This is a genomic window from uncultured Streptococcus sp. (assembly GCF_963521865.1).
In the GTDB taxonomy this organism is placed as follows: Bacteria; Bacillota; Bacilli; order Lactobacillales; family Streptococcaceae; genus Streptococcus.
Map to the genome: position 1 here is coordinate 26,241 of NZ_CAUQWY010000003.1, position 24,533 is coordinate 50,773.

The 24,533-nt window shown below is 39.3% G+C and carries 25 protein-coding genes and 1 pseudogene; 20 read left to right on the forward strand and 6 right to left on the reverse strand.

Features of this window, described 5'->3' with window-relative positions; translation table 11 throughout:
- The first annotated feature begins 151 nt into the window (after nucleotides 1–151).
- The 5 genes from RWO85_RS01670 (at nucleotide 152) to RWO85_RS01690 (ending at nucleotide 3,868) form a co-directional block, all read left to right on the forward strand.
- A complete protein-coding gene (locus RWO85_RS01670; RefSeq protein ID WP_314413587.1) occupies nucleotides 152–1,894 on the forward strand; it encodes a glycoside hydrolase family 13 protein in 1,743 nt (580 codons plus the stop codon).
- A 119-nt stretch (nucleotides 1,895–2,013) separates the two neighbouring features.
- Complete coding sequence (locus RWO85_RS01675; RefSeq protein ID WP_000420556.1) at nucleotides 2,014–2,325, forward strand: hypothetical protein; 312 nt, start codon at nucleotides 2,014–2,016, stop codon at nucleotides 2,323–2,325.
- Nucleotides 2,326–2,328: 3 nt separating this feature from the next.
- Nucleotides 2,329–3,045 carry an alpha/beta hydrolase gene (locus RWO85_RS01680; protein ID WP_314413588.1) on the forward strand — a complete coding sequence of 239 codons (717 nt, stop codon included), beginning with the start codon at nucleotides 2,329–2,331 and terminating at the stop codon, nucleotides 3,043–3,045.
- A 176-nt stretch (nucleotides 3,046–3,221) separates the two neighbouring features.
- Nucleotides 3,222–3,458 (forward strand): AbrB family transcriptional regulator, encoded by a 237-nt coding sequence (locus RWO85_RS01685; RefSeq protein ID WP_042900961.1) that lies wholly within the window; start codon nucleotides 3,222–3,224, stop codon nucleotides 3,456–3,458.
- Nucleotides 3,455–3,868, forward strand: a complete 414-nt coding sequence (locus RWO85_RS01690; RefSeq protein WP_314413589.1) for a type II toxin-antitoxin system death-on-curing family toxin — start codon at nucleotides 3,455–3,457, stop codon at nucleotides 3,866–3,868. The genes RWO85_RS01685 and RWO85_RS01690 overlap by 4 nt, the downstream gene beginning before the upstream one ends.
- Nucleotides 3,869–4,060: 192 nt before the next feature.
- Here the strand turns inward: RWO85_RS01690 and RWO85_RS01695 are convergent, their stop codons facing one another.
- The 3 genes from RWO85_RS01695 to RWO85_RS01705 are packed head-to-tail and all read right to left on the reverse strand — an operon-like array spanning nucleotide 4,061 to nucleotide 5,910.
- Complete coding sequence (locus RWO85_RS01695; RefSeq protein ID WP_314413592.1) at nucleotides 4,061–4,876, reverse strand: TIGR03943 family putative permease subunit; 816 nt, start codon at nucleotides 4,874–4,876, stop codon at nucleotides 4,061–4,063.
- Nucleotides 4,873–5,778, reverse strand: a complete 906-nt coding sequence (locus RWO85_RS01700; protein WP_314413594.1) for a permease — start codon at nucleotides 5,776–5,778, stop codon at nucleotides 4,873–4,875. Before RWO85_RS01700 ends, RWO85_RS01695 begins: the two co-directional genes overlap by 4 nt.
- Nucleotides 5,779–5,910 carry an SPJ_0845 family protein gene (locus tag RWO85_RS01705; RefSeq protein ID WP_314413596.1) on the reverse strand — a complete coding sequence of 44 codons (132 nt, stop codon included), beginning with the start codon at nucleotides 5,908–5,910 and terminating at the stop codon, nucleotides 5,779–5,781.
- 158 nt (nucleotides 5,911–6,068) lie between these two features.
- Here RWO85_RS01705 and RWO85_RS01710 point away from each other — a divergent pair, with 158 nt between their 5' ends.
- From RWO85_RS01710 to RWO85_RS01730, 5 genes and pseudogenes are all read left to right on the forward strand, one after another.
- Entirely contained in the window at nucleotides 6,069–6,449 is a 381-nt protein-coding gene (locus tag RWO85_RS01710; RefSeq protein ID WP_314413598.1) for a PBECR2 nuclease fold domain-containing protein, read from the forward strand.
- A gap of 578 nt (nucleotides 6,450–7,027) precedes the next feature.
- A pseudogene (locus RWO85_RS01715) lies at nucleotides 7,028–7,342 on the forward strand (DUF1919 domain-containing protein); the annotation flags it as partial.
- Nucleotides 7,343–7,443: 101 nt separating this feature from the next.
- Complete coding sequence (locus RWO85_RS01720; RefSeq protein WP_314413599.1) at nucleotides 7,444–9,573, forward strand: Tex family protein; 2,130 nt, start codon at nucleotides 7,444–7,446, stop codon at nucleotides 9,571–9,573.
- Nucleotides 9,560–10,009: a SprT family protein gene (locus RWO85_RS01725; protein WP_314413600.1), complete on the forward strand. Its 450-nt coding sequence runs from the start codon at nucleotides 9,560–9,562 to the stop codon at nucleotides 10,007–10,009. The genes RWO85_RS01720 and RWO85_RS01725 overlap by 14 nt, the downstream gene beginning before the upstream one ends.
- Nucleotides 10,010–10,067: 58 nt before the next feature.
- Nucleotides 10,068–10,340 (forward strand): PspC domain-containing protein, encoded by a 273-nt coding sequence (locus RWO85_RS01730; protein WP_001085048.1) that lies wholly within the window; start codon nucleotides 10,068–10,070, stop codon nucleotides 10,338–10,340.
- 137 nt (nucleotides 10,341–10,477) lie between these two features.
- Here RWO85_RS01730 and RWO85_RS01735 read toward each other — a convergent pair whose 3' ends face one another.
- Nucleotides 10,478–10,675: a hypothetical protein gene (locus tag RWO85_RS01735; RefSeq protein ID WP_314413601.1), complete on the reverse strand. Its 198-nt coding sequence runs from the start codon at nucleotides 10,673–10,675 to the stop codon at nucleotides 10,478–10,480.
- 427 nt (nucleotides 10,676–11,102) lie between these two features.
- Between RWO85_RS01735 and RWO85_RS01740 the strand changes: the two genes are divergently transcribed.
- Both RWO85_RS01740 and RWO85_RS01745 read left to right on the forward strand, forming a co-directional pair.
- Complete coding sequence (locus tag RWO85_RS01740; protein WP_000173358.1) at nucleotides 11,103–11,861, forward strand: ABC transporter ATP-binding protein; 759 nt, start codon at nucleotides 11,103–11,105, stop codon at nucleotides 11,859–11,861.
- 1 nt (nucleotide 11,862) lies between these two features.
- Nucleotides 11,863–13,851 carry an ABC transporter permease gene (locus tag RWO85_RS01745; protein WP_314413603.1) on the forward strand — a complete coding sequence of 663 codons (1,989 nt, stop codon included), beginning with the start codon at nucleotides 11,863–11,865 and terminating at the stop codon, nucleotides 13,849–13,851.
- Between the two features lie 41 nt (nucleotides 13,852–13,892).
- Here RWO85_RS01745 and RWO85_RS01750 read toward each other — a convergent pair whose 3' ends face one another.
- Nucleotides 13,893–14,588, reverse strand: coding sequence for a VIT family protein (locus RWO85_RS01750; protein WP_314413605.1), 696 nt, complete (start codon nucleotides 14,586–14,588; stop codon nucleotides 13,893–13,895).
- 711 nt (nucleotides 14,589–15,299) lie between these two features.
- Between RWO85_RS01750 and RWO85_RS01755 the strand changes: the two genes are divergently transcribed.
- The 8 genes from RWO85_RS01755 to RWO85_RS01790 all read left to right on the forward strand — a co-directional run bounded on the left by RWO85_RS01755 (nucleotide 15,300) and on the right by RWO85_RS01790 (nucleotide 23,738).
- Nucleotides 15,300–16,760 (forward strand): aminotransferase class I/II-fold pyridoxal phosphate-dependent enzyme, encoded by a 1,461-nt coding sequence (locus RWO85_RS01755; RefSeq protein WP_314413608.1) that lies wholly within the window; start codon nucleotides 15,300–15,302, stop codon nucleotides 16,758–16,760.
- On the forward strand, nucleotides 16,761–17,621 hold the full coding sequence (speE, locus tag RWO85_RS01760; protein ID WP_000366713.1) for a polyamine aminopropyltransferase: 861 nt from the start codon (nucleotides 16,761–16,763) through the stop codon (nucleotides 17,619–17,621).
- Entirely contained in the window at nucleotides 17,618–18,877 is a 1,260-nt protein-coding gene (locus RWO85_RS01765; RefSeq protein ID WP_314413609.1) for a saccharopine dehydrogenase family protein, read from the forward strand. Before speE ends, RWO85_RS01765 begins: the two co-directional genes overlap by 4 nt.
- Nucleotides 18,877–20,004, forward strand: a complete 1,128-nt coding sequence (nspC, locus tag RWO85_RS01770) for a carboxynorspermidine decarboxylase (protein ID WP_314413611.1) — start codon at nucleotides 18,877–18,879, stop codon at nucleotides 20,002–20,004. Before RWO85_RS01765 ends, nspC begins: the two co-directional genes overlap by 1 nt.
- Nucleotides 20,001–21,086, forward strand: a complete 1,086-nt coding sequence (gene aguA, locus RWO85_RS01775) for an agmatine deiminase (RefSeq protein ID WP_314413613.1) — start codon at nucleotides 20,001–20,003, stop codon at nucleotides 21,084–21,086. Before nspC ends, aguA begins: the two co-directional genes overlap by 4 nt.
- A gap of 9 nt (nucleotides 21,087–21,095) precedes the next feature.
- Nucleotides 21,096–21,971: an N-carbamoylputrescine amidase gene (aguB, locus tag RWO85_RS01780; RefSeq protein ID WP_314413614.1), complete on the forward strand. Its 876-nt coding sequence runs from the start codon at nucleotides 21,096–21,098 to the stop codon at nucleotides 21,969–21,971.
- A 190-nt stretch (nucleotides 21,972–22,161) separates the two neighbouring features.
- Nucleotides 22,162–22,863, forward strand: a complete 702-nt coding sequence (locus tag RWO85_RS01785) for a response regulator transcription factor (protein WP_314413616.1) — start codon at nucleotides 22,162–22,164, stop codon at nucleotides 22,861–22,863.
- Nucleotides 22,860–23,738, forward strand: a complete 879-nt coding sequence (locus RWO85_RS01790) for a HAMP domain-containing sensor histidine kinase (RefSeq protein ID WP_314413617.1) — start codon at nucleotides 22,860–22,862, stop codon at nucleotides 23,736–23,738. The genes RWO85_RS01785 and RWO85_RS01790 overlap by 4 nt, the downstream gene beginning before the upstream one ends.
- A gap of 38 nt (nucleotides 23,739–23,776) precedes the next feature.
- Here the strand turns inward: RWO85_RS01790 and RWO85_RS01795 are convergent, their stop codons facing one another.
- Nucleotides 23,777–24,529, reverse strand: a complete 753-nt coding sequence (locus RWO85_RS01795) for an ABC transporter permease (protein WP_314413619.1) — start codon at nucleotides 24,527–24,529, stop codon at nucleotides 23,777–23,779.
- Between the last annotated feature and the right edge of the window lie 4 nt (nucleotides 24,530–24,533).

A 24,533-nucleotide genomic window follows, 5' to 3' on the forward strand; every position in this document is an offset into this window, starting at 1 on the left:
AAGCCTTTTTAAGGCTTTTTGTATACTTTAAAAGATAGTTCCTTTAAGGACGGACATTCCTTGCAAATATTTTACAAAAATAGTATACTGGATTTATTGGTTTTGAAAACGTTTGCGTAAAATTTAAATTAATACTTTAGGAGACAAATTGATGGAATTAAGCGCTATTTACCATAGGCCTGAGTCGGAGTTTGCCTATCTTTATAAGGATAAGAAACTTCATATTCGGATTCGAACTAAGAAAGAGGATATTGAAAGCATTATCTTGCATTATGGGGACCCTTTTATCTTTATGGAGGAGTTTTATCAGGATACAAAAGAAATGTCCAAAATAACTTCTGATCCCTTATTTGATTATTGGCAGGTTGAAGTGTCCGTTGACTTTGCACGTATCCAGTATCTCTTTGAACTCAAGGATACAGAAGGCCGAAGTATTTTGTATGGCGATAAGGGGTGCGTTGAAGATTCTCTAGAAAATCTTCATGCCATTGGAAATGGATTTAAGTTGCCTTATCTTCATGAGATTGATGCATGCCAGGTTCCTGACTGGGTTTCAGACACGGTATGGTATCAGATATTTCCTGAGAGATTTGCTAATGGAAATGCTCTATTAAACCCAGAAGGGACTTTAGACTGGGATTCATCTGTCACACCTAATAGTGATGATTTCTTTGGTGGTGATTTACAGGGGATTATTGACCATCTGGATTACTTGCAAGACTTGGGCATTACTGGACTTTATCTTTGTCCTATCTTTGAATCTACGAGCAATCATAAGTACAATACGACAGATTACTTTGAAATTGACCGTCATTTTGGAGACAAGGAGACCTTTCGGGATCTGGTCGAGCAAGCGCATCAGCGAGGTCTGAAAATCATGCTGGATGCTGTATTTAACCATATTGGTTCACAATCTCCTCAATGGCAAAATGTTGTCAAAAATGGTGAGCAATCTGCTTATAAAGATTGGTTCCATATACAACAATTCCCAGTGACGACTGAGAAACTTGCTAATAAGAGAGACTTACCCTATCATGCTTTTGGTTTCGAGGACTATATGCCTAAGCTAAATACGGCCAATTCAGAGGTCAAGGACTATTTTTTAAAGGTTGCGACTTATTGGATTGAAGAGTTTGATATTGATGCTTGGCGTTTGGATGTGGCTAATGAGATTGACCATCAGTTCTGGAAGGATTTTCGAAAGGAAGTTTTAGCTAAAAAGCCTGATCTTTATATTTTAGGAGAAGTCTGGCATACGGCTCAGCCTTGGCTAAATGGAGATGAGTTCCATGCGGTCATGAATTATCCTTTATCTGATAGCATCAAAGAGTATTTCTTACGAGGTGTTAAGAATACAGACCAGTTCATCGATGAAATCAATGGCCAATCTATGTATTACAAGCAGCAGATTTCAGAGGTTATGTTTAATCTCTTGGATTCGCATGATACAGAGCGAATCTTGTGGACGGCAAATGAAGACGTTCAACTGGTTAAATCAGCCCTAGCCTTTCTCTTTTTACAAAAAGGAACACCGTGTATTTATTACGGAACCGAGCTAGCCTTGACTGGAGGACCAGATCCAGATTGTCGTCGTTGTATGCCTTGGGAACGCGTATCAAGTGACCATGATATGTTAAACTTCGTGAAGAAGCTAATCAAGATTCGGAAACATGCGTCAGTAACCATTCAACACGGCAAGTATAGTCTCCAAGAAATTAAAGCTGATGTATTAGTTTTAGAATGGAGTTACGATAACCAAGTCATCAAGGCTATTTTCAACCAGTCCAAAGAAGATTATCTTTTAGAGAAGGAAGCAGTAGCACTAGCAAGCAATTGCCAAGAAGCGGAAAATTATCTTGTCATCTCTCCAAAAGGATTTGTGATTTTTCATTAAAGAGCAATTATGAGCGACAGGAAAGTTGTAGTATCGAGAGCATTTTACAAACAGACTATTTGTTGTCTTGCTACAAATGGTATATAATTTAACTTAAAGAAAATAGGAGGATTAATCGAATGGAATTAAAAGATTTTACAGAAAAAGAACAGGAAATGATTAAGAAGGGGCTAACGACGTCTAAGATTAGTGACAAGGAAACTGCTGAGAAGATTCTTGCACTAGTACCACAAGACTTGATTAAGCGCATCCCATTTTTCGTCAGAAAACATGCTACGACACGTACGATTAAACGCATTTCAATTGAACACCCTGAACTCTACGCTGCAGCTCAAACAAGTGGTGAAATCCCAGAAAAAGAACGCGAAGAATTGCGTCAGATTATCACAACTATCTTTGAACAAAAGATGAATAAACATAGTATTAAGTAGAGAATGAAAAAATATTTTATTGGCGGTTTGGGAAGCAATGTCTATCATAGCAAGGATTTTCTTCAAGAGCTAGATTTGCAGGTCTGTTTTCTAAATCCGTATGAAAAGCATCTTCGAGATGAAACAGAATTGAAAGCATGGTTTAAAAAGGAAATAGTAGAGGGAGAATCTATCTGTCTGATAGGCCATTCTCTTGGAGGGGATTTGGCTCGTTATCTCGCATCGGAATTTCATGAAGTGAAAAAACTGATTCTTTTGGATGGTGGCTATCTAGATTTGGATAAGATTTTAACTTTAGATGTGGAATTAGAGGAAACTAAAAACTATATCAAATCTCAAATTATTTCGGACTTAAATCTTCTTATTTCTAAAGAAAAATCCGAAGCAAAGCATTGGTCAGAAAATATGGAGAAAGCCGTAAGGCAGTCCTATCAATGGAATTCTGAGTATAATAGATATGAGTTAGCTATAAATTATGAAAATATAGAAGCGATACTCAGCCTACGGAGGAAGATACAAGCTTTTAAGAGAGAAGTGGGAGATACCTTGTTTATCAGTCCTTGCTATTCTAATGAAGCTACATGGAGAGAGGAAGCCTTAAAAGAATTGCCAGATTATTTTGATACTATTTTTCTAGAAAACGTTGGCCATGAGCTTTATACTGAAGCTCCCAAAGAAATCGCTAGTCTGATTAATGACTGGCTCGCTTATTCTCAATGAGCTACTTGTATTGCTTGAAATGGCAAAAACTTCAAAACCTGTTAAAATAGTGGTATTAACAACTTTTCAGAACCATAATATTTATTTACTCTGACAGAGATTGTTACGATATCTAATTATTCTGCCATTGTAATTACGGTAATTATTTGTTATAATACTTCAAAGGAGGAAATCAGATGGTCGTAAAAACAAGAAAACAAGGAAATTCAATCACCATTACGATTCCAAGTGAATTTAATATTCCAAGTGGTGTAAAGTACGAAGCTAAATTGTTACCAAGTGGTGAGATTATCTTTACTCCTGAAGAATTGGATCAGCAGGTTTCTTATGTATCTGATGAAGCCTTTGACTTAAATTTAGATAAAATCTTTGACGAATACGACGATGTTTTCAAAGCTTTGGTGGAAAAATGACAATCTATCTAACAGAAAAGCAAATTGAAAAAATAAATGTTTTAGCAATTCAGCGGTATTCTCCAAATGAGGAAATTCAAACTGTTAGTCCTTCGGCTTTAAATATGATTGTCAATTTACCAGAACAATTTGTCTTTGGGAAGCCTCTTTATCCAACTATTTTTGATAAGGCAACGATAGTATTTGTTCAATTAATAAAGAAGCATGTTTTTGCCAATGCTAATAAACGAACTGCTTTCTTTGTTTTAGTAAAATTTCTGCAATTAAATGGCTATCGTTTTACTGTTTCTGTTGAAGAAGCAGTAAATATGTGCGTGACTATCGCAGTAGAATCCTTAACAGATGAAAGGTTAACCACCTACGCCAAATGGGTTTCTGAACATTCTTTTAGAATTAATGGAAAAAAATAAGCTCAAATATTTAATTCTTGTAAGTATAAAAATAGATAAAGAGACTATATTAGAAATCTGTCATGCAGAAACTGATATTGTCTCTTTTTATTGATGAGTGAGAATTTTCGGTGTCTTCCTACATCTCATATAATAAAAAACGAACAGGCTCTTTTTCTGTCATTCAGAAGAGAACTTGTTCGTTTTGTTTTTTTAAAACACGCGATACACATAGGGATTTTCTGGTTTATCGACTTTGGTAAAGCTGTCAATTTCCAAGGTTGGGAGATTTTGTTTGAGTTCTTTATGGTAGTGATTGACCAGTTTTCCTTTGGCTGAAATCCAAGTGTTGTTTTCATATTGACGAGTATTTCCCTTGGTCAGCAATCCATACACACCCGAATCTGCGATACAGTGAATAATGCCAAAGCGGAACAGAAATTGGCTATTGGCATGACTGGGGTCATTGTAGACAAAACCTGTGAACTGGACTGTCTTGCCCTCAAACTCATCTGGATAGTCATAGATGGCTTCCATGACTTCCATATAGTTTTCATTCGTAATCTGAATGCTATCTTGGGACAAGTATTTATCTGCCGCTGTTCGCATTTCCTTTTCATAGGCTGTTTTTGAGAAATAAGAACTGGTATCTGGTTTCAAATATTGGCTTGTCGTCCCTTCGCTGGTCTGAATGGCTTGATCCGTTCCTTCTGATAAGGGGAAATGATAACCTTTAGCAGAAACGGTCTGAGAATCCAAGCTAACAGTTGGAAAAGTTAAACCGACGACAATAGGAATAGCCAGAAGAGCAATACTAGTTCCTTTAGCTAATCGGCTGTTCAGATGACTATGGGTTTTGACTTGCTTCATCCAGATATACAGCTGGACAATTGCCAAAATAAAGGAAAGTACCATGGAAATATAGGCCAGATAGGAATAGTGCATGTTGATGTACTGGTTTAATTTGCCCGACAAATGGAGATAAATGGTCAGTTCAAAATAGCCAGCTAAAACTAAAAATCGAATCATAGGATGACTCCAATCAAGAGAGAATACACTAAGACGACAAGAGTCACAATCGTTATGAAGTGACTGATAAATCGTGCTTTCAAGTAATTTTTCATCATGAGAATATTTTTGATATCCAGCATTGGACCAATGACGAGAAAGGCCAGAACTGGTGTTAAACCGAAACTCGAGAGAAGAGAAGCGCCGATAAAGGCATCCGCCTCACTGCAGAGAGAGAGAAGAAAGGCCAACAGCATCAAGAGCAGGATGGCAAAAAGAGGGGTTGCACTGATAGAGGTCAGAATCCGTGTCGGAACGTAAACTTGTATCACAGAGGCAAAGAGACATCCAAATACCAAATAACGCCCCGTATCAAAAAACTCATCAATGGCTTGCACAAAGACCTGAAAAACTTTTTTTGCAGGACTAAAATGAGAAAAATCATGTTCATGACAGACCAACCGATTTTCTTTTTGAATCGGTTCTTGCCAGAAAAATCCTAGAAAAATCCCAAGTATCACAGCTACAACAATGGAACCCAGAGCTCGTAACAGAGCGACATGGAAGGAGTTTCCAAAGGCAGAATAAGTCGCAAATAGAACAATGGGATTGATAACAGGTGCTGTCACAAGAAAAGGAACGACCGTGTAACTGGGAACTTTCTTTTCCAGAAAACGATTGATAATGGGGACGATTCCACATTCACAAGAGGGGAAAAGAATCCCAACAAAGGTCCCAAAAAAGATTCTCCCCCAACGATTTCGAGGGAGAAAATGATAAACTTTTTCAGGTGTGATATAGACCTCAATCAGCCCTGATACAATACTTCCTATCAGTACGAAAGGGAGGGCTTCAATGATAATGGAGAGAAAAATGGCTCCAGTCTGAAGCACACTAGATGGGAGTTGTTGGAAAGCAGTCATCTAGTTTTTCTTTTCTGTTTTGGCTTTTTTCTCTTTATCATCAGGGAAAGTGACTTGTTTCAAATCAGGGAGTTTAGCAAACTCTTCAAACATCTTATCCAAGTCGTCCGTTTTTGTAAATTTTACAGCCATAGGTGTACCTCGATTCTAAATTCTACCTCTATTATACTATTATTTTGAGGAAAAGGAAAAAGTTAAAATTGAGTATTTAACGAATAATAGAGCTTGATATATCCTAATATACACCATGATTGTGATATAATAGTTGTGGAATAATAACGGAGGAAATGATGGAACACGAAAAAATCGGTCAGGTTACCGATGAAGTAAAAAAATTTTTTGATATTGTTCTTGAAGCGAGCGACATAAAGGTCAACAAAGACGGTTTGAGAAGACATATGATAAAACGCCATCACAATGATGTGATTCATCATATCGAAGATCTGGAACTCATACTAAGGAACCCAGATTTCGTCGGCATCAATTCACGAGAGAAAGATGCTAGTTTTGAATATGTTAAAAGATTTGATGATAATGTTCTTGTTGCCATCAAGTTACATAAAAGTGGCGATTTCTTTTATGTTCCGACCATGTATCGCTTACAAGATTACAAGTTACAAAGTCGTATTAAGTCTGGTAGATTGAGAAAACTTGACAAAAAAAGTAGATAGTGCTAGAATAAAGTTAACGAAAGACATTTGAGGGCAGAAAGGTTCCTGCCGCACCTTGAAAAAGGTATCTGAGATGCTGGGTACACCGACCAGCCAAGTGTCCGTTATTTCAAAGGAGGGAGCTTAAATGCTCCTTTTTTGTTTAAAAATTTCAAAAAAGATTATCCCCACCGCAGGCTTAGGCTTGCGATTTTTTATTTGCTCTGAAAATTGATTCGTTAACTTCAACAAATAGCTTTATAAAGCGTTTTGTAAAAAATCAAAACAGTGAAATTACTCATAGATTCTTTTGTAATCTAGTAGAATTTTAAATTGAAACCTTCTCAATAATACAGACAAAGATGATTATGAAAATGAACTATCAACAAGCAACGGAAAGCATTTATAAACACCAAATTCTTTGTTTTATAATTAAAATAAGAAGAAAATCATTATTAGAAAATTATAGGAGGTAGTAAAATTGACTTGCTTAATCAGTGTTATTTTATTACATCGAGGAGATAAAAATAGTTTATTAGAGTCTTTATTAATAGTTGATAGACAAACATTTAAAGATATAGAAGTTATTATTGTAAAGCCAATATAGAACACCTTTTGTTGGTTTATTTATTTATTCTTCCTGATGATTATTATAAACTTACAAAGGATTTTCGTTACTATATAGAACAAGAACTTGTTTTCGAAGAGGAACTTATTTCATCGAGCTGGACTCATGAAGTTTATTCTTTGGGGCACTTAGGAGATATAGATATTCACTTTTTACATTATAAAAATTAAAAAAGTCAATGTGTTATTCCAGGTCAGGAACATCTTCCAGAACTGGCTATTATGTCTGATCTATTAAATACTTTTGATATCATGACTTGGTTAAAAAAGGTGGCAATGCTCTTTAAGTACAAGTTATTGCGCTATAGAATATAAATCTATTCCCCACATATTTTTTAAATGTTCTACGAGTTAATTTGAAACGTTTAGCTTGTGGTATAATAGATTTATGGATAAAAAATATGAAAAAATCTCCCAGGATTTGGGAGTGACGTTAAAGCAAATTGATACTGTTCTAAGTTTGACTGCTAAAGGGGCGACTATTCCCTTTATCGCGCGTTATCGCAAGGACATGACTGGTAGTTTGGATGAGGTGGCAATTAAGGCCATTATCGACTTGGATAAAAGTCTGACAAATCTCAACGACCGTAAGGAAGCTGTTTTAGCTAAGATTCAAGAACAAGGCAAGTTGACTAAGGAATTGGAAGAAGCTATCTTAGCTGCCGAAAAATTAGCAGACATAGAAGAACTCTATCTTCCATACAAGGAAAAACGTCGAACCAAGGCGACTATTGCCCGTGAAGCCGGACTCTTCCCACTTGCTCGCTTGATTTTGCAGAATGTAGCTGATTTAGAAAAAGAGGCTGAAAAGTTTGTCTGTGAAGGATTTGCGACTGGTAAAGAGGCCTTGGCTGGTGCAGTTGATATCTTGGTCGAAGCCTTATCGGAAGATGTGACCTTGCGTTCCATGACTTATCAGGAAGTGCTGAGACACTCTAAACTCACTTCTCAAGTCAAGGATGAAAGTCTTGATGAAAAGCAGGTTTTTCAGATTTATTATGATTTTTCAGAGACAGTTGGAACTATGCAAGGTTATCGTACCTTGGCCCTCAATCGTGGGGAGAAGCTAGGTGTCTTGAAGGTCGGTTTTGAACATGCAACGGACCGTATTCTTGCCTTCTTTGCTACTCGTTTCAAGGTGAAAAATGCTTATATTGATGAAGTTGTTCAACAATCCGTTAAGAAAAAAGTTTTGCCTGCTATCGAACGACGTATTCGGACAGAATTGACTGAAAAGGCAGAAGAAGGAGCTATCCAACTCTTTTCTGACAACCTACGCAATCTCCTTTTGGTTGCTCCACTGAAAGGGCGCGTGGTTCTTGGATTTGACCCAGCCTTTCGTACAGGTGCCAAGCTAGCTGTCATAGATGCAACAGGAAAAATGCTGACAACTCAGGTCATTTATCCTGTTAAACCAGCATCAGCTCGTCAAATCGAAGAAGCTAAGAAAAATCTGGCAGACTTGATTGGTCAATATAGCGTGGAAATTATTGCCATCGGAAATGGTACTGCTAGTCGTGAAAGTGAAGCCTTTGTGGCGGAAGTTCTGAAAGATTTTCCTGAGGTTAGTTATGTCATCGTAAATGAAAGTGGTGCTTCTGTCTATTCTGCCAGTGAACTTGCTCGTCAGGAGTTTCCAGACTTGACCGTTGAAAAACGCTCTGCTGTATCTATCGCCCGTCGTTTGCAAGATCCCCTTGCTGAATTGGTCAAAATCGATCCTAAGTCAATCGGTGTCGGCCAGTACCAGCATGATGTCAGCCAGAAGAAACTGTCTGAAAGTCTGGATTTTGTCGTGGATACTGTGGTGAACCAAGTCGGTGTCAATGTCAATACAGCCAGCCCAGCTCTTCTTTCCCATGTCGCTGGACTCAATAAAACCATTTCTGAAAATATCGTCAAGTACCGTGAGGAAGAAGGAAAAATCACTTCACGCGCCCAAATCAAGAAAGTTCCTCGTCTGGGGGCCAAGGCCTTTGAACAGGCAGCTGGTTTCCTTCGTATCCCTGAAAGTAGCAATATCCTTGATAATACAGGAGTTCACCCAGAAAACTATGCTGCAGTTAAAGAGCTCTTCAAACGCTTGGATATCAAGGACTTAAATGAAGAAGCACAAAATAAGCTTAAGTCCCTTTCTGTCAAGGAAATGGCGCAAGAGCTAGAGCTTGGTCCAGAAACTCTTAAAGATATCATTGCAGATCTTCTCAAACCAGGTCGAGATTTCCGTGATTCCTTTGACGCACCTGTGCTTCGCCAAGATGTCCTAGATATCAAAGACCTAGTGGTAGGTCAGAAGCTAGAAGGTGTAGTGCGTAACGTCGTTGACTTCGGTGCCTTCGTTGACATTGGAATTCACGAAGACGGTCTGATTCATATTTCCCATATGAGTCGCAAATTTATCAAACACCCAAGCCAAGTGGTGTCAGTCGGTGATTTGGTAACGGTTTGGGTTAAGAAAATTGATACTGAACGTGAAAAAGTCAATCTGTCGCTACTCGCTCCAAATGAAACTGACTGATTACGTTAAGCAGGTTTCACTAGAAGACTTCAGCAGACCTTTTATCCATCATGCCCAGTGGAATAGGCGTCTACGTTCGACAGGTGGGCGATTTTTCCCAAAAGATGGGCATTTGGATTTTAATCCCAAGGTTTATCAGGAACTGGGTCTGGATGTTTTTAGGAAAATTGTCCGACATGAACTCTGTCATTATCACCTCTATTTTCAAGGGAAGGGCTATCAACACAAGGATCGGGATTTTAAGGAACTGTTGAAAGCAGTGGATGGATTACGTTTTGTGCCAACCTTGCCAAATAGCAACTCCAAGCCAATCAAGCTTTATCGTTGTCAATCCTGCCAGCAAAGGTATCAGCGTAAGCGTAGGATTGATACCAAACGCTATCGCTGTGGAATTTGTCTAGGCAAGTTGCTACTAGTAAATCAGCCTGAGGACTGATGAAAGCCGAGCCTACCCGTGATATACTATGTCTAACCTAGCAGAAAGAGGAAATAACATGAACAGTAAATTTTATAAAATGAGACGAAATCGCATGATTTCAGGAGTTCTTGCAGGTCTTTCAGACAAGTGGAACTTTGATGTTACCCTTGTTCGTTTTCTATTTGCTATTTTTACAGTTGCAAACTTTGGACTTGGCGTGATTATCTATATCATCCTAGCTTCTGTCATGCCTACCAAGGAAGAAATCGAAGCAGAAATGTACGGAACAGGCCCACGAAAACGCAAAGAAGCCCAAGCCATTGACGATAATGAAGGATGGTTTTGGTGAGGTTCTACAGAAGATTTGGAATAAGCAAAAAGCTTTAAATCAATAGTCTAAACTGCTTGATTTAAAGCTTTTTTACTTTTAATAATATTTTTCCAGCTTCTTCTCCAAATTAAAAGCATTATTTTAAACTCAGTTTTTTAATCTTTGTTTTGTTGCTGAGAGAAAACTGTTTTTGATAAATGATGGATGCTGATAACAACTGATAGCCAGCAAATAGCATAAGCAGTAGCTGTAAATTCTGTACCGATAAAGTATGTTTTTTCAACTAAGAGCTGACCGATGAATGGAGAGAGCAGATAGAGAAGTCCGATGAGTATATGTTCTTTGTGTTTCATTAAGGCGCACCTTCTTTCCTTATAGGTTGAACGACTTGCAAGTGTTAAATTTAATGGTATGTTATCTAGGTAAGCTTACTCAAATGTTAGTTTCCGCTTCCTCCTTTCCAAAGTAAGCCATTTCACACTTTTATTTTACAATTTTAAAAATAGGAAATCAAATCATTTTCTAAGTAATTTTGCCTACATTTCCCCCAATCTTACAAAAATGTAAGATTAAAGTCTCTTTTGTAAGGTTAGGTTATGGCAAGCGGTCTTTTTTTGATGTAAACTAGACTCATAAAGAACAAAGGAGTAACATCATGAAACAAATCTTACAGAAGAAAAAAAGAAAACCAAGCCACAAAGATATCGAGCGCGTTCAGTTGGGATGCGCTATGATGCAAGCGACATTTCATTTGATGGGATATTAAGAAAGGAGATTCTCATGACACTTTTAGATGTAAAACACGTTCAAAAAATTTATAAAACTCGTTTTCAGGGCAACCAAGTAGAAGCCCTCAAGGATATTCACTTTACCGTAGAAAAGGGCGACTACGTTGCTATCATGGGTGAGTCTGGTTCTGGTAAATCCACTCTTCTCAATATCCTAGCTATGCTGGATAAACCAAGTCGTGGGCAGGTTTACTTGAATGGAACTGACACCGCAACCATTAAAAATTCACAGGCTTCTAGCTTCCGTCGTGAAAAATTGGGATTTGTCTTCCAAGACTTTAACTTGCTAGATACTCTGTCTGTTAAGGACAATATCTTGCTTCCCCTTGTCTTGTCAAGAAGACCCATTACGGAAATGATGAAGAAATTGGTGGTGACAGCTGAGAATCTAGGCATCAACCAATTACAAGAGAAGTACCCTTACGAGATTTCTGGTGGTCAGAAACAGCGTGTAGCAGTAGCCCGCGCCATCATCACAGAACCTGAAATTCTCCTTGCGGATGAGCCAACAGGAGCTCTTGACTCCAAGTCCTCTGCAGCCTTACTTGATGTCTTTGATGAAATCAATGAGCGCGGCCAAACCATTCTCATGGTAACCCACTCAACGGCAGCAGCTAGCAGAGCTAAGCGTGTACTCTTTATCAAAGACGGCATTCTTTACAACCAAATCTACCGTGGAGAGAAGACAGAGCGTCAGATGTTCCAAGAAATCTCTGATACCTTGACTGTCATGGCAAGCGAGGTGAATTAGTATGTTTCGATTAACCAATAAGTTAGCGGTATCGAATTTGATTAAAAACCGCAAACTCTACTATCCTTTTGCGCTGGCTGTTCTCTTGGCAGTCACTGTCACCTATCTCTTTTACTCTCTAACTTTCAATCCAAAGATTGCGGAAATTCGTGGAGGTACAACCATTCAGGCTACACTTGGATTTGGTATGTTTGTCGTCACCCTTGCGTCAGCCATTATCGTCCTCTATGCCAATAGTTTTGTTATGAAAAACCGTTCCAAGGAACTGGGAATTTATGGCATGTTGGGTTTGGAGAAACGTCATCTGATCAGTATGACCTTTAAGGAGTTGGTGCTATTTGGAATTCTAACTGTTGGAGCAGGAATCGGTATTGGAGCCTTGTTTGACAAGTTAATTTTCGCCTTCTTACTCAAACTAATGAAATTGAAGGTTGAACTGGTTTCTACCTTCCAGATGAAAGTTGTCATTACAGTACTTGTTGTCTTTGGCTTGATTTTTCTAGGGCTCATGTTCCTGAATGCCCTTCGAATCGCCCGCATGAATGCCCTCCAGCTCTCTCGTGAAAAAGCTAGTGGGGAGAAAAAAGGTCGTTTTCTACCTCTTCAAACCATTCTTGGCTCCATTAGTTTAGGGATTGGATATTATCTTTCCCTTACTGTAAAAGATCCCCTTACAGCTCTAACAACCTTCTTCTTAGCTGTTTTGCTGGTTATAATTGGTACCTATCTCTTGTTTAATGCAGGGATTACAGTCTTCCTACAAATCTTAAAGAAAAACAAAAAATACTATTACCAGCCAAATAACCTTATCTCAGTGTCTAATTTGATTTTCCGTATGAAGAAAAATGCGGTTGGACTAGCAACTATCGCTATTTTGTCAACAATGGTCTTGGTAACCATGTCTGCAGCGACTAGTATTTTCAATGCCTCAGAAAGCTTTAAAAAAGTTCTAAATCCTCATGATTTTGGGGTTTCAGGGAAAAATGTTGAAAAAGAAGATTTGGACAAACTCTTGAGCCAGTTTGCAAGTGACAAAGGTTATAAGATTAAAGAGAAAGAAGTGCTTCGTTATACTTACTTTGGTGTTTCAAATCAAGAAGGAACCAAGTTAACTATTTTTGAAAAAGGACAAAATCGTGTTCAACCTACAACAGTTTTCATGGTATTTGACCAAAAAGATTATGAAAATATGACTGGTCAAAAACTGTCTCTTTCAGGAAATGAGGTCGGACTCTTTGCAAAGAATGAGGGAGTTAAAGAACAGAAAGCTCTAACTCTAAATGATCATCAATTTTCTGTAAAAGAAGAATTTACTAAAGATTTCATTGTGAACCATGTCCCAAATCAGTTTAATATTTTGACTTCTGATTACAATTACCTTGTTGTACCTAATTTACAAGCCTTTTTGGATCAATTCCCAGATTCGGCTATCTATAATCAGTTTTACGGTGGTATGAATGTAAATATCAGTGAAGAAGAACAACTCAAGGTCGCTGAAGAATATGAAAACTACCTCAATCAGTTTAATGCTCAATTAAACACTGAAGGTAGTTATGTGTATGGTAGCAATCTAGCAGATGCCAGTGCTCAGATGAGTGCCCTCTTTGGTGGTGTCTTCTTTATCGGTATTTTCCTATCCATTATCTTTATGGTCGGAACCGTTCTGGTCATCTATTACAAACAAATTTCTGAAGGATATGAAGACCGTGAGCGCTTTATTATCTTGCAGAAAGTTGGTTTAGATCAAAAGCAAATCAAGCAAACCATTAACAAACAGGTTTTAACTGTTTTCTTCCTTCCTTTGCTCTTTGCCTTCATACATCTAGCCTTTGCCTACCATATGCTTAGTCTGATTTTAAAAGTAATTGGTGTAATAGATACGAATATGATGTTGACTGTAACCTTGTCTATCTGCGCTATCTTCCTCATCGCCTATGTGTTGATTTTCATGATTACTTCTAGAAGTTATCGTAAAATTGTGCAAATGTAAAAAAGATACCTCGACTTCAAAATCGAGGTATTTCTTGTATTCTAAATGCTGAAAAGTTGTCCGAGCAGGAAGGTAACTCCCATGGTCAAGAGACCAATAGCAAGGTTCCGAATCATAGCAGTTTTGGTTGGAGCTTTTCCAAGTCTAGCACTTGTGTAGCCAGTCACCAAGAGTGAGAGTCCTACAATCAAGACAGTAGCAGGGATGCGGTATTCACTTGGGAAAATGGTAATTGACAGCATTGGAGGCAAACTTCCAAGGAAAAAAGAAATAAAGCTAGAGATAGCAGCATGCCAAGGATTGGTAAACTCTTCATACTCAATCCCATATTTTTCCTCTACCAAAGCCTTAAGCGGATTATTTAAAAAGGCTTTGTTGGTGAGAAGTTGGGCTGATGTTTCACACTCGCCATTTTGAATATAGGCAGCATAGAGGGACTTTTTGGCTAGTTCCATATCTTGGTCTAGCAAGACTTGCTCACGCGCAACGGCTGCTTCCTCGGTATCTTTTTGAGTTGAAACGGACACATATTCTCCACCAGCCATTGAAAAGGCACCAGCTAAGATAGCCGCAAAACCTGATAAAAAGATAATCCAGATATTGCTCGTGGCACTGGCAACCCCGATAACCACACCAGCAATGGAAATAATCCCATCGTTAGCACCAAGAACACCCGCACGCAGGATATTTAAACGACCTGCAAAATTTGAATCAATTTCGTGATTTGTTTCTGACATACTATTCTCCTTTTTATCCAGTATAAAGGAAAAATATAGAGAAATCAATCTTTTAACAGTATCTGAAAAAAGTTGCACGATTCTAATGATGTAGAAATTTCAGCATTTTTTCTGATAGATCAAACACCGAAGGTAAAGAGTATAGAATAGCATAAAAAATTTAAAATTAAATACGATAAACATTTTGTTCACTTTATAATCGTTTACAAGAAAAGATTTATTGATATTTTTTACATAAACCAAAGAGTTTACGAACATATTTTTATTTTTTATCAAAAAATGCTTTACAAGTTCTTAAAAACATGTTATAGTAATAAAGCTTAGAAAATGAGATGATGTTTTCTAGCAAATATAAACCCGAGTAAAAAATGCCTACGGACAGGCAGGGTTGAATGCCGAAGCGTGGTTGAAAAGCCACATTATTGATAGGGTTAAAAGCCTACTTTTATAAGTTGATGTTAGGATTTTTATCCAAATTCATAAATTTTTAGTGTGGTGAAAGCACACGTCATCTTGTGAAACGATCAATAAAGTACGTAATATTTGCTACTAGAGAGTTAGGAAACATCAGGAACAGACATACTCAAAAGAAACAAACATAAAAACGTCAGAAGATTGCAGAGCAGGTGAAAACCTGCTCTTTTTTCATGAGTCAACCTTTAGTCGCCTTTATATTCTTGGGGTGCTAAAAATACGGTAAAGGAGTATGTCTTGAAGAAGTTAGATCAAAATCAAGCCCCAATTTATGAGGCCTTGGTCAAGTTACGCAAGAAAAGGATTGTTCCCTTTGATGTTCCAGGTCACAAACGAGGAAGGGGAAATCCAGAACTTGTCGAACTGTTAGGGGAAAAATGTGTTGGCATTGATGTTAATTCGATGAAACCCTTGGATAATCTAGGGCACCCCATTTCGATTATTCGGGATGCAGAGGAGCTGGCTGCGGAAGCTTTTGGAGCTAGCCATGCCTTTCTCATGATTGGTGGAACAACCTCATCTGTTCAAACCATGATTCTTTCGACTTGTAAAGCTGGAGATAAGATTATTCTGCCACGAAATGTCCATAAATCTGCTATCAATGCGCTGGTTCTATGCGGTGCCATTCCTATCTATATCGAAATGAGTGTGGATCCTAAAATCGGCATCGCTTTAGGTCTTGAAAATGACCGTGTAGCCCAGGCCATAAAGGACCATCCCGATGCCAAGGCCATTTTGATTAACAATCCTACTTACTACGGAATCTGTTCAGACCTAAAGGGGTTGACAGAAATGGCTCATGAAGCTGGCATGATGGTTTTGGTAGATGAAGCCCACGGAGCGCATTTGCATTTTACAGATAAACTTCCAATTTCTGCTATGGATGCAGGTGCTGATATGGCGGCGGTCTCTATGCATAAGTCTGGTGGGAGTTTGACCCAAAGTTCGCTTCTTTTAATAGGGGAGCAGATGAATCCTGAGTACGTTCGTCAGATTATCAATCTTACCCAGTCAACATCTGCCTCTTACTTGTTGATGGCTAGTTTGGATATTTCACGTCGCAACTTGGCCCTTCGTGGTAAAGAGTCTTTTGAAAAATTCATTGAATTATCAGAGTATGCTCGCCGTGAAATCAATGCTATTGGTGGTTATTATGCCTACTCAAAAGAGTTAATAGACGATGTGTCGGTCTGTGATTTTGACGTGACCAAGTTGTCTGTTTACACTCAGGGTATTGGCTTAACAGGTATCGAGGTTTATGACCTCCTACGAGACGAATACGACATTCAGATTGAGTTTGGGGATATTGGCAATATCTTGGCCTATATTTCCATTGGCGACCGTATCCAAGACATCGAGCGTCTGGTCGGTGCTTTGGCGGATATCAAGAGACTTTACTCGAGAGATGGAAAAGACTTAATAGCTGGAGAATATATTCAGCCTGAGTTGGTGCTGTCTCCACAAGAAGCCTTCTATTCAGAGAGAAGAAGTTTAACCTTAAATGAGTCTGTTGGACAAGTATGTGGGGAATTTGTCATGTGCTATCCTCCAGGAATCCCTATCTTGGCTCCTGGAGAACGCATTACACGAGAAATTGTAGACTATATCCAATTTGCCAAGGAACGTGGTTGCTCTCTCCAAGGGACGGAAGATCCTGAGGTCAATCGCATCAACGTCATTAAGAGAAAGGAGAACTAGATGGATTTATGGTTTTCTGAAGTTCATACTCCAGATGTGAAATTGTCCCTGAGAACCGCCAAGCAACTCTATGCTGGTAAAAGTGAATGGCAAGATATCGAAGTCTTGGACACACCAGCTTTTGGGAAAATATTAATCTTAAATGGGCACGTCTTGTTCTCAGATGCAGATGATTTTGTTTACAATGAAATGACGGTCCACGTTCCCATGGCTGTCCACCCAAATCCCAAGAAAGTCTTGGTAATAGGAGGTGGCGACGGCGGTGTCGCCCAAGTTTTGACACTGTATCCAGAATTGGAACAAATCGATATTGTGGAACCAGATGAGATGTTGGTCGAGGTTTGCCGTGAGTATTTCCCAGACTTTGCTGCGGGACTAGATGATCCTCGTGTTACCATTTACTACCAAAATGGGCTACGCTTTTTGCGAAACTGCGAAGATGATTATGATATTATCATCAACGATGCGACAGATCCATTTGGACATACGGAAGGGCTCTTTACCAAGGAATTTTACGGTAATAGTTACAGAGCCTTGAAAGAAGACGGCATCATGATTTACCAGCATGGGAGTCCCTTCTTTGACGAGGATGAGTCAGCTTGCCGAAGTATGCACCGCAAGGTCAATCAAGCCTTTCCAATCAGTCGGGTCTATCAAGCCCATATTCCAACTAGCCCAGCTGGCTATTGGTTGTTTGGATTTGCATCGAAAAAATACCACCCTGTAAAAGATTTTGATAAGGAAGGCTGGAAAAAACGCCAGTTATTTACGGAATATTACACTGCAAACTTACACGTAGGGGCCTTTATGTTACCCAAGTATGTTGAGGACATTTTAGAAGAAGAGGAAGGAAAAAAATGAGTCGTTTACTAGTTATTGGATGTGGGGGCGTTGCCCAAGTTGCTATTTCAAAGATTTGTCAAGATAGCGAAACCTTTACAGAAATTATGATTGCTAGCCGTACCAAGTCAAAATGTGATGACTTGAAGGCTAAATTAGAAGGCAAAACAAGTACAAAGATTGAGACAGCTGCTCTTGATGCTGATAAGGTTGAAGAAGTGATTGCGCTGATTGAAAGCTACAAGCCAGAAGCTGTTTTGAACGTAGCTTTACCATATCAAGATTTAACCATTATGGACGCTTGTTTGGCAACAGGTGTTCACTATATCGATACAGCCAACTACGAAGCAGAAGACACAGAAGACCCTGAATGGCGTGCTATTTATGAGAAACGTTGTAAGGATCTTGGTTTTACAGCTTACTTTGACTACTCATGGCAATGGGCTTATCAGGAGAAATTCAAAGAAGCTGGCTTGACCGCTCTTCTTGGTTCTGGATTTGACCCAGGTGTGACCAGTGTCTTTTCAGCTTATGCCCTCAAACATTATTTTGATGAAATCCATTATATCGACATTTTAGACTGTAATGGCGGTGACCACGGTTATCCATTTGCAACAAACTTTAACCCAGAAATCAATCTACGCGAGGTTTCTGCACCAGGTTCTTACTGGGAAGATGGGAAATGGGTTGAGGTCGAAGCCATGTCTATCAAGCGTGAGTACGATTTCCCTCAAGTTGGACAAAAAGATATGTATCTCCTTCACCATGAAGAAATCGAATCATTGGCGAAAAACATTCCAGGTGTCAAACGGATTCGTTTCTTTATGACTTTTGGTCAATCTTATCTAACGCACATGAAATGTTTGGAAAATGTAGGGTTCCTTCGTACGGATGCCATTAACTTCAACGGCCAAGAAATAGTACCGATTCAATTCTTAAAAGCCTTGTTACCAGATCCAGCCAGCCTTGGCCCACGTACTGTAGGTAAAACCAATATTGGATGTATCTTTACAGGTGTCAAAGACGGCGTTGAAAAGACCATCTACATCTACAATGTCTGCGACCATCAGGAATGTTACGCAGAAGTTGGTTCACAAGCAATTTCTTACACGACTGGCGTTCCAGCCATGATTGGGACAAAATTGGTTATGAATGGTACTTGGAAACAAGCTGGAGTGTATAACCTTGAGGAGTTAGATCCAGATCCATTCATGGAAGCTTTGAATGAGTATGGTTTACCTTGGGTTGTGGTTGAAAATCCACAAATGGTGGACTAATGAAGCTAGAACAAGTACCAACACCAGCCTATGTCATTGATTTGGCCAAGTTAGAAGCCAATTGCCGTATCCTACATTATGTTCAAGAAGAAGCTGGTTGCAAGGTTTTGCTTGCCCAGAAGGCCTATTCCCTCTACAAAACCTATCCCTTGATTAGCCAGTATCTATCTGGGACTACTGCCAGTGGTCTTTATGAAGCCAAATTGGCAAGGGAAGAATTTCCTGGTGAAGTCCATGTCTTTGCGCCTGCTTTCAAGGATGAGGACATGGAGGAATTACTTGAGATAACAGACCATATCGTTTTTAATTCTGAGAGACAGTTGCGTAAGCATGGTTCGCGTTGTCGTGAGGCTGGTATCAGTGTTGGTTTACGTCTCAATCCTCAATGTTCAACACAGGGTGACCATGCGCTCTATGACCCTTGTACACCTGGTTCTCGTTTTGGAGTCACTCTAGACAAGATTCCGAGTGATTTGCTGGATTTGGTGGACGGACTTCATTTTCATACCCTTTGCGAGCAAGGTTCAGATGATTTAGAGACAACTTTGAAAGCTGTAGAAGAGCAGTTTGGTTCGTACTTACATGAGGTCAAATGGCTCAATATGGGGGGCGGACATCACATTACAAGAGAGGACTATGATGTAGATTTGCTGATTTCTGAGATCAAGCGTATCCGAGAAACTTACAATCTTGAAGTCTATATCGAGCCGGGTGAAGCCATTGCGCTCAATGCGGGTTATCTAGCAACTGAAGTATTGGATATTGTAGAAAACGGCATGGAAATCTTGGTTTTAGACGCCTCTGCGACCTGCCATATGCCTGATGTACTTGAGATGCCCTATCGCCCACCTTTGAGAAATGGCTTTGAGGCACAGGAAAAAGCCCATACCTATAGACTTTCTTCCAATACTTGTCTGACAGGCGATGTGATTGGTGATTATAGCTTTGAAAATCCAGTTCAAATCGGTGATAGACTTTATTTTGAAGACATGGCTATTTACTCATTTGTTAAAAATAATACCTTTAACGGTATTGGATTACCAAGTCTTTATCTCATGGACGAGAAGGGTGACTGCAGCTTAGTCAAAGCCTTCGGCTATCAAGATTTTAAAGGGAGATTATCATGATGAACAGTCCCAAAAAATTAGGCTATCGTATGCCAGCAGAGTACGAACCTCATCATGGTACCCTCATGATATGGCCGACTCGACCAGGTTCATGGCCCTTTCAAGGAAAAGCTGCTAAAAGAGCATTTATCCAGATTATCAAAACCATAGCTCAAGGGGAGAGAGTCTATCTTTTGGTGGAGCAAGACTACTTAGCTGAAGCCCAATCCTATCTTGGAGACAAGGTCGTTTATCTAGACATTCCCACCAATGATGCCTGGGCGCGTGATACAGGACCGACTATTCTCATCAATGATAAAGGTAAGAAATTAGCCGTGGATTGGGCCTTCAATGCTTGGGGAGGCACCTATGATGGTCTGTATCAAGATTATGAAGATGATGACCAAGTAGCCAGTCGTTTTGCTGAAGCCTTGGAAATACCTGTTTATGATGCTAAAACTTTTGTATTGGAAGGTGGAGCTATTCATAGCGATGGACAAGGAACCATTCTCGTGACTGAAAGTTGCTTGCTTAGTCCTGGTCGCAATCCTAACCTAACTAAAGAGGAAATCGAAAACACCTTATTAAAGAGCCTTGGCGCTGAAAAAGTTATCTGGCTTCCTTATGGTATTTATCAGGACGAAACCAATGAACACGTTGACAATGTTGCTGCCTTTGTTGGTCCTGCAGAACTTGTCTTGGCTTGGACGGACGACGAAAGTGATCCTCAATATGCCATGTCAAAAGCAGATCTCGAACTCTTAGAGCAAGAGACAGATGCAAAAGGTCGTCACTTCACCATTCATAAATTGCCTATCCCTGCAGTTCGTCAAGTTGTGACAAAAGAGGATTTGCCAGGCTACATCTATGAAGAAGGAGAAGAAGAGCGATACGCAGGTGAACGACTAGCAGCTTCCTACGTAAACTTTTATATCGCCAACAAGGCTATCTTGGTTCCACAGTTTCAGGATGTAAACGACCAAGTGGTCTTAGATATCCTCAGTAAGTGTTTCCCAGACCGTAAAGTTGTCGGAATACCAGCCAGAGATATTCTTTTAGGTGGTGGCAATATCCACTGTATTACCCAACAAATCCCAGAATAGGAGAAAAAGATGAGAAATGTAAAAGTTGCAGCAATCCAGATGCAATGCGACAAGGATGTGGCAACAAATATCCAAACCGCAGAGCGTTTAGTACGTCAGGCTGCAGAACAAGGCGCACAAATTATCCTCTTGCCCGAGTTATTTGAACGTCCCTATTTCTGTCAGGAACGTCAGTATGACTACTACCAGCATGCCCAATCCGTAACAGAAAATGCTGCCATTCAGCATTTTAAGGTGATTGCTAAGGAACTAGAAGTCGTTTTACCGATCAGTTTCTATGAAAAAGATGGCAATGTCTTGTATAACTCTATTGCAGTTATTGACGCTGATGGGGAAGTGCTGGGCGTTTATCGAAAGACCCACATACCAGATGATCATTATTATCAAGAAAAGTTTTATTTTACGCCTGGCAACACTGGTTTCAAGGTCTGGGATACTCGCTATGCTAAGATTGGTATTGGAATCTGTTGGGATCAATGGTTCCCTGAAACAGCGCGCTGTCTTGCGTTAAATGGTGCTGAATTGCTCTTTTATCCTACAGCCATCGGTTCAGAGCCAATTTTAGATACGGATAGTTGTGGCCATTGGCAACGTACCATGCAAGGACACGCAGCAGCAAATATTGTTCCAGTTATTGCAGCCAATCGCTATGGCTTGGAGGAAGTCACTCCAAGTGAGGAAAATGGTGGACAGAGTTCCAGTCTTGACTTCTACGGTTCATCCTTTATGACGGATGAAACAGGAGCTATTCTAGAGCAAGCTGAAAGACAAGCTGAAGCTGTTCTGTTAGCAACTTATGACCTAGATAAGGGAGCAAGCGAACGCCTAAACTGGGGCCTGTTTCGAGATAGAAGACCCGAAATGTATCAACGCATTACGGACTAGTAGGGGAGAGATGAGAGATTCATTCTGCTAGACTCGTTTTCACTAGCAACTATAAGGATACAATGTTATCTAGTAAATGGATTTTATATTTTAATCCTCTAAGGCTTTCTCGCGCTTTGATGCGAGGAGCTTTTCTGTTTAAGCTTTATCAATAAAACATGCTATAATAGTTGCAGAAAGGTTGGTATTTATGGCTAGGATACTGGTTATTGAAGACAATAGTGACATTCAAGAGATTTTACGAACACTTCTTACTGAGGAGCATGAGGTGATTCAAGCCTTTTCTGGTACAGAAGGAATCATGCGTTTTGACCAAAGTGGGATTGACCTCGTTTTGCTAGATATCATGCTTCCTGGGAAAAATGGGGATCAGGTTTTAAAAGCCATCAGGGAACAAAGTCAAATTCCAGTCATTATGCTAACAGCTTTGAGCGATAAGAAGTTAATCAGTCAATACCTTTTAGACGGTGCCAATGATTACATAGTGAAACCTTTTGATTTGGACGAAGTCTTTGCCAGAGTTACTGTTCAATTACGTCAAAGCGTAGAAAAACAGCCTATGGAAATAGGAAAAACTGAAAATCTGCCACAAAACTTAAAAAATATCCAGTTTGATGCAGAAAGTTTTGAAATCAAAAATAGCCAGGAAACGATTCGCCTTGCCAAGAAAGAATGCTTGATTCTCCAAACTCTCCTTAAACACCCTAAGAAAATTTTCACCAAGGAAGAACTTTATGAATTGGTCTGGGAGGATAGCTACCTACCTGGAGATAATACCCTCAATACGCATTTGAGTAATCTTCGTAAAAAATTAAACCAGCTTGACCCAAATCAAGAATATATTGAAACCATCTGGGGAGTTGGGGTAAGATTAAAAGGAGACAAGCAATGACCTACATGATAATCTTTGTTCTACTGATACTCCTAATTATTTTATCGATTCTATTAATTCGCTACCATCTAGCACTTAAAAACTTGAGTCAACAGATTGAAGACAAGATTCTCACGGGTAGTATGAAAAGAGTAGGGGTTAGTATTTTTTCCAAACATTTTTTACATCTCTACCAGCAGATTGAGAATCTATTTCAGGAAGTGGAACAATCTCGATTGGTGATGAAAAGGGAAAAGCAGACTCTGGATATGGCCATCAGCAATATCGCCCATGATATTCGGACACCTTTGACTATCGCTTCAGGCTACACCCAACAATTGATGAAGTCTCCTGAAGACAAAGGAGAAACATTACAAAAAATCGCCCAGCATCTTGATTTAGTTTCCAAACGTTTGGAGGCTCTCCTAGAATATCGTCGTTTGATGGAAGGAGCTGTCAAACCGAAACTGGAAGAAGTTGATCTTTCAGCTTTTATTACCAAGAAGACTCTTGCTTTTTATGATGTTTTTCAGGCGACAAATATCACGCTTGATTTTAAAGTTGAAGCTGGTTTAAAAATGAGAACTGATGAGGACTTACTGGATCGAATTTTACAAAATTTGCTTGGAAATATCCTCAAGCATGGTAAGGAAGAAGCGCGGCTATCTTTGCGAAAGGAAAAGGAACAGCTTGTCTTAGAGATTGCAAACCTTGTTAAACAGCCCATCAAAAGAATAGAAAATCTCAGCAACCGTTTTTATTCTGAAAATCTATCAGACACGGAAGAATCCTCTGGTTTAGGCCTTTATATCACTGAGGAATTATGCCATCTTCTTGGTGCAGAAATGAAACTAAGCACAGATGGGCAGTGGTTATCGGTTTTCATTTACTTTTAACGAAAGAAACCTCCTCTGTAGGCTAGAGGAGGTCTTTTTTATAGACTTTTCTTTTTGAAAACTGCCAGTCCACTTAGATTAAAGATTACAATAACAGCTAAGGTAACTATAAGGGTATAGAAAATGGATTCACTATTAGCAGTCATAGCATAGGAAAAATGCAAGGACAAATATGGTAAAAATTTGATATTTGGAAAAATGATCATTGGCATAGAAAGGATGATAGAGCTAATCAGATAACCAATAAATACGGCAAGATAAGAATGAGTCAGGTAGAGAATAAAGGAAATAATCGAAAGCCAAGCGAGTAGGCATAGAAATTGAAGGAAAATCATTAAGAGGAGATTGGCAATAAAACCATCAGGCATCGTACCAAGTCCGTTCAGTAGAGTTGAGGGAACAAAAGCAATCACAAGGCTGGCGATGAGTTGCAAGAGAGCGATGCTTGCTAGTACAAAGGATTTAGCGAAGAAAAACTCTGTACGAGAAACGCCAACTGTCAAACTATTTTTATAAAGCTTGCCGATTAGATCGACCCCAAGAACTAAACATGTTAGAATAATGCAGAGAAAAACAAGGTTTGAATCATTGCTAGACGCATTGATAAGAGCTTGAATACCGTCCCAACCATGGGTTGAAATTTCTGGTTTTTCTGTCTGGATTGCCATCAGATGGCCTGTAGCCCCGATAGTGGCACCCAGTAGCAAGAGGACAAAGAGAATGAATTCTGTAATCCAGAATCCTTTGGAGCGGAAAAGACGGTAAAAGTCTGCTTGAATGGTATGTATCATGATT

Coding starts and splice junctions, on each gene's coding strand:
- RWO85_RS01670 (WP_314413587.1), top strand. CDS start 152: ATGGAATTAAGCGCTATTTACCATAGGCCTGAGTCGGAGTTTGCCTAT.
- RWO85_RS01740 (WP_000173358.1), top strand. CDS start 11,103: ATGACACTTTTAGATGTAAAACACGTTCAAAAAATTTATAAAACTCGT.
- aguA (WP_314413613.1), top strand. CDS start 20,001: ATGATGAACAGTCCCAAAAAATTAGGCTATCGTATGCCAGCAGAGTAC.
- RWO85_RS01695 (WP_314413592.1), bottom strand. CDS start 4,876: ATGATTCGATTTTTAGTTTTAGCTGGCTATTTTGAACTGACCATTTAT.
- RWO85_RS01675 (WP_000420556.1), top strand. CDS start 2,014: ATGGAATTAAAAGATTTTACAGAAAAAGAACAGGAAATGATTAAGAAG.
- RWO85_RS01685 (WP_042900961.1), top strand. CDS start 3,222: ATGGTCGTAAAAACAAGAAAACAAGGAAATTCAATCACCATTACGATT.
- RWO85_RS01765 (WP_314413609.1), top strand. CDS start 17,618: ATGAGTCGTTTACTAGTTATTGGATGTGGGGGCGTTGCCCAAGTTGCT.
- RWO85_RS01720 (WP_314413599.1), top strand. CDS start 7,444: ATGGATAAAAAATATGAAAAAATCTCCCAGGATTTGGGAGTGACGTTA.
- nspC (WP_314413611.1), top strand. CDS start 18,877: ATGAAGCTAGAACAAGTACCAACACCAGCCTATGTCATTGATTTGGCC.
- RWO85_RS01705 (WP_314413596.1), bottom strand. CDS start 5,910: ATGGCTGTAAAATTTACAAAAACGGACGACTTGGATAAGATGTTTGAA.
- RWO85_RS01680 (WP_314413588.1), top strand. CDS start 2,329: ATGAAAAAATATTTTATTGGCGGTTTGGGAAGCAATGTCTATCATAGC.
- RWO85_RS01735 (WP_314413601.1), bottom strand. CDS start 10,675: ATGAAACACAAAGAACATATACTCATCGGACTTCTCTATCTGCTCTCT.
- RWO85_RS01725 (WP_314413600.1), top strand. CDS start 9,560: ATGAAACTGACTGATTACGTTAAGCAGGTTTCACTAGAAGACTTCAGC.
- RWO85_RS01730 (WP_001085048.1), top strand. CDS start 10,068: ATGAACAGTAAATTTTATAAAATGAGACGAAATCGCATGATTTCAGGA.
- RWO85_RS01690 (WP_314413589.1), top strand. CDS start 3,455: ATGACAATCTATCTAACAGAAAAGCAAATTGAAAAAATAAATGTTTTA.
- RWO85_RS01745 (WP_314413603.1), top strand. CDS start 11,863: ATGTTTCGATTAACCAATAAGTTAGCGGTATCGAATTTGATTAAAAAC.
- RWO85_RS01790 (WP_314413617.1), top strand. CDS start 22,860: ATGACCTACATGATAATCTTTGTTCTACTGATACTCCTAATTATTTTA.
- speE (WP_000366713.1), top strand. CDS start 16,761: ATGGATTTATGGTTTTCTGAAGTTCATACTCCAGATGTGAAATTGTCC.
- RWO85_RS01700 (WP_314413594.1), bottom strand. CDS start 5,778: ATGACTGCTTTCCAACAACTCCCATCTAGTGTGCTTCAGACTGGAGCC.
- RWO85_RS01710 (WP_314413598.1), top strand. CDS start 6,069: ATGGAACACGAAAAAATCGGTCAGGTTACCGATGAAGTAAAAAAATTT.
- aguB (WP_314413614.1), top strand. CDS start 21,096: ATGAGAAATGTAAAAGTTGCAGCAATCCAGATGCAATGCGACAAGGAT.
- RWO85_RS01785 (WP_314413616.1), top strand. CDS start 22,162: ATGGCTAGGATACTGGTTATTGAAGACAATAGTGACATTCAAGAGATT.
- RWO85_RS01750 (WP_314413605.1), bottom strand. CDS start 14,588: ATGTCAGAAACAAATCACGAAATTGATTCAAATTTTGCAGGTCGTTTA.
- RWO85_RS01795 (WP_314413619.1), bottom strand. CDS start 24,529: ATGATACATACCATTCAAGCAGACTTTTACCGTCTTTTCCGCTCCAAA.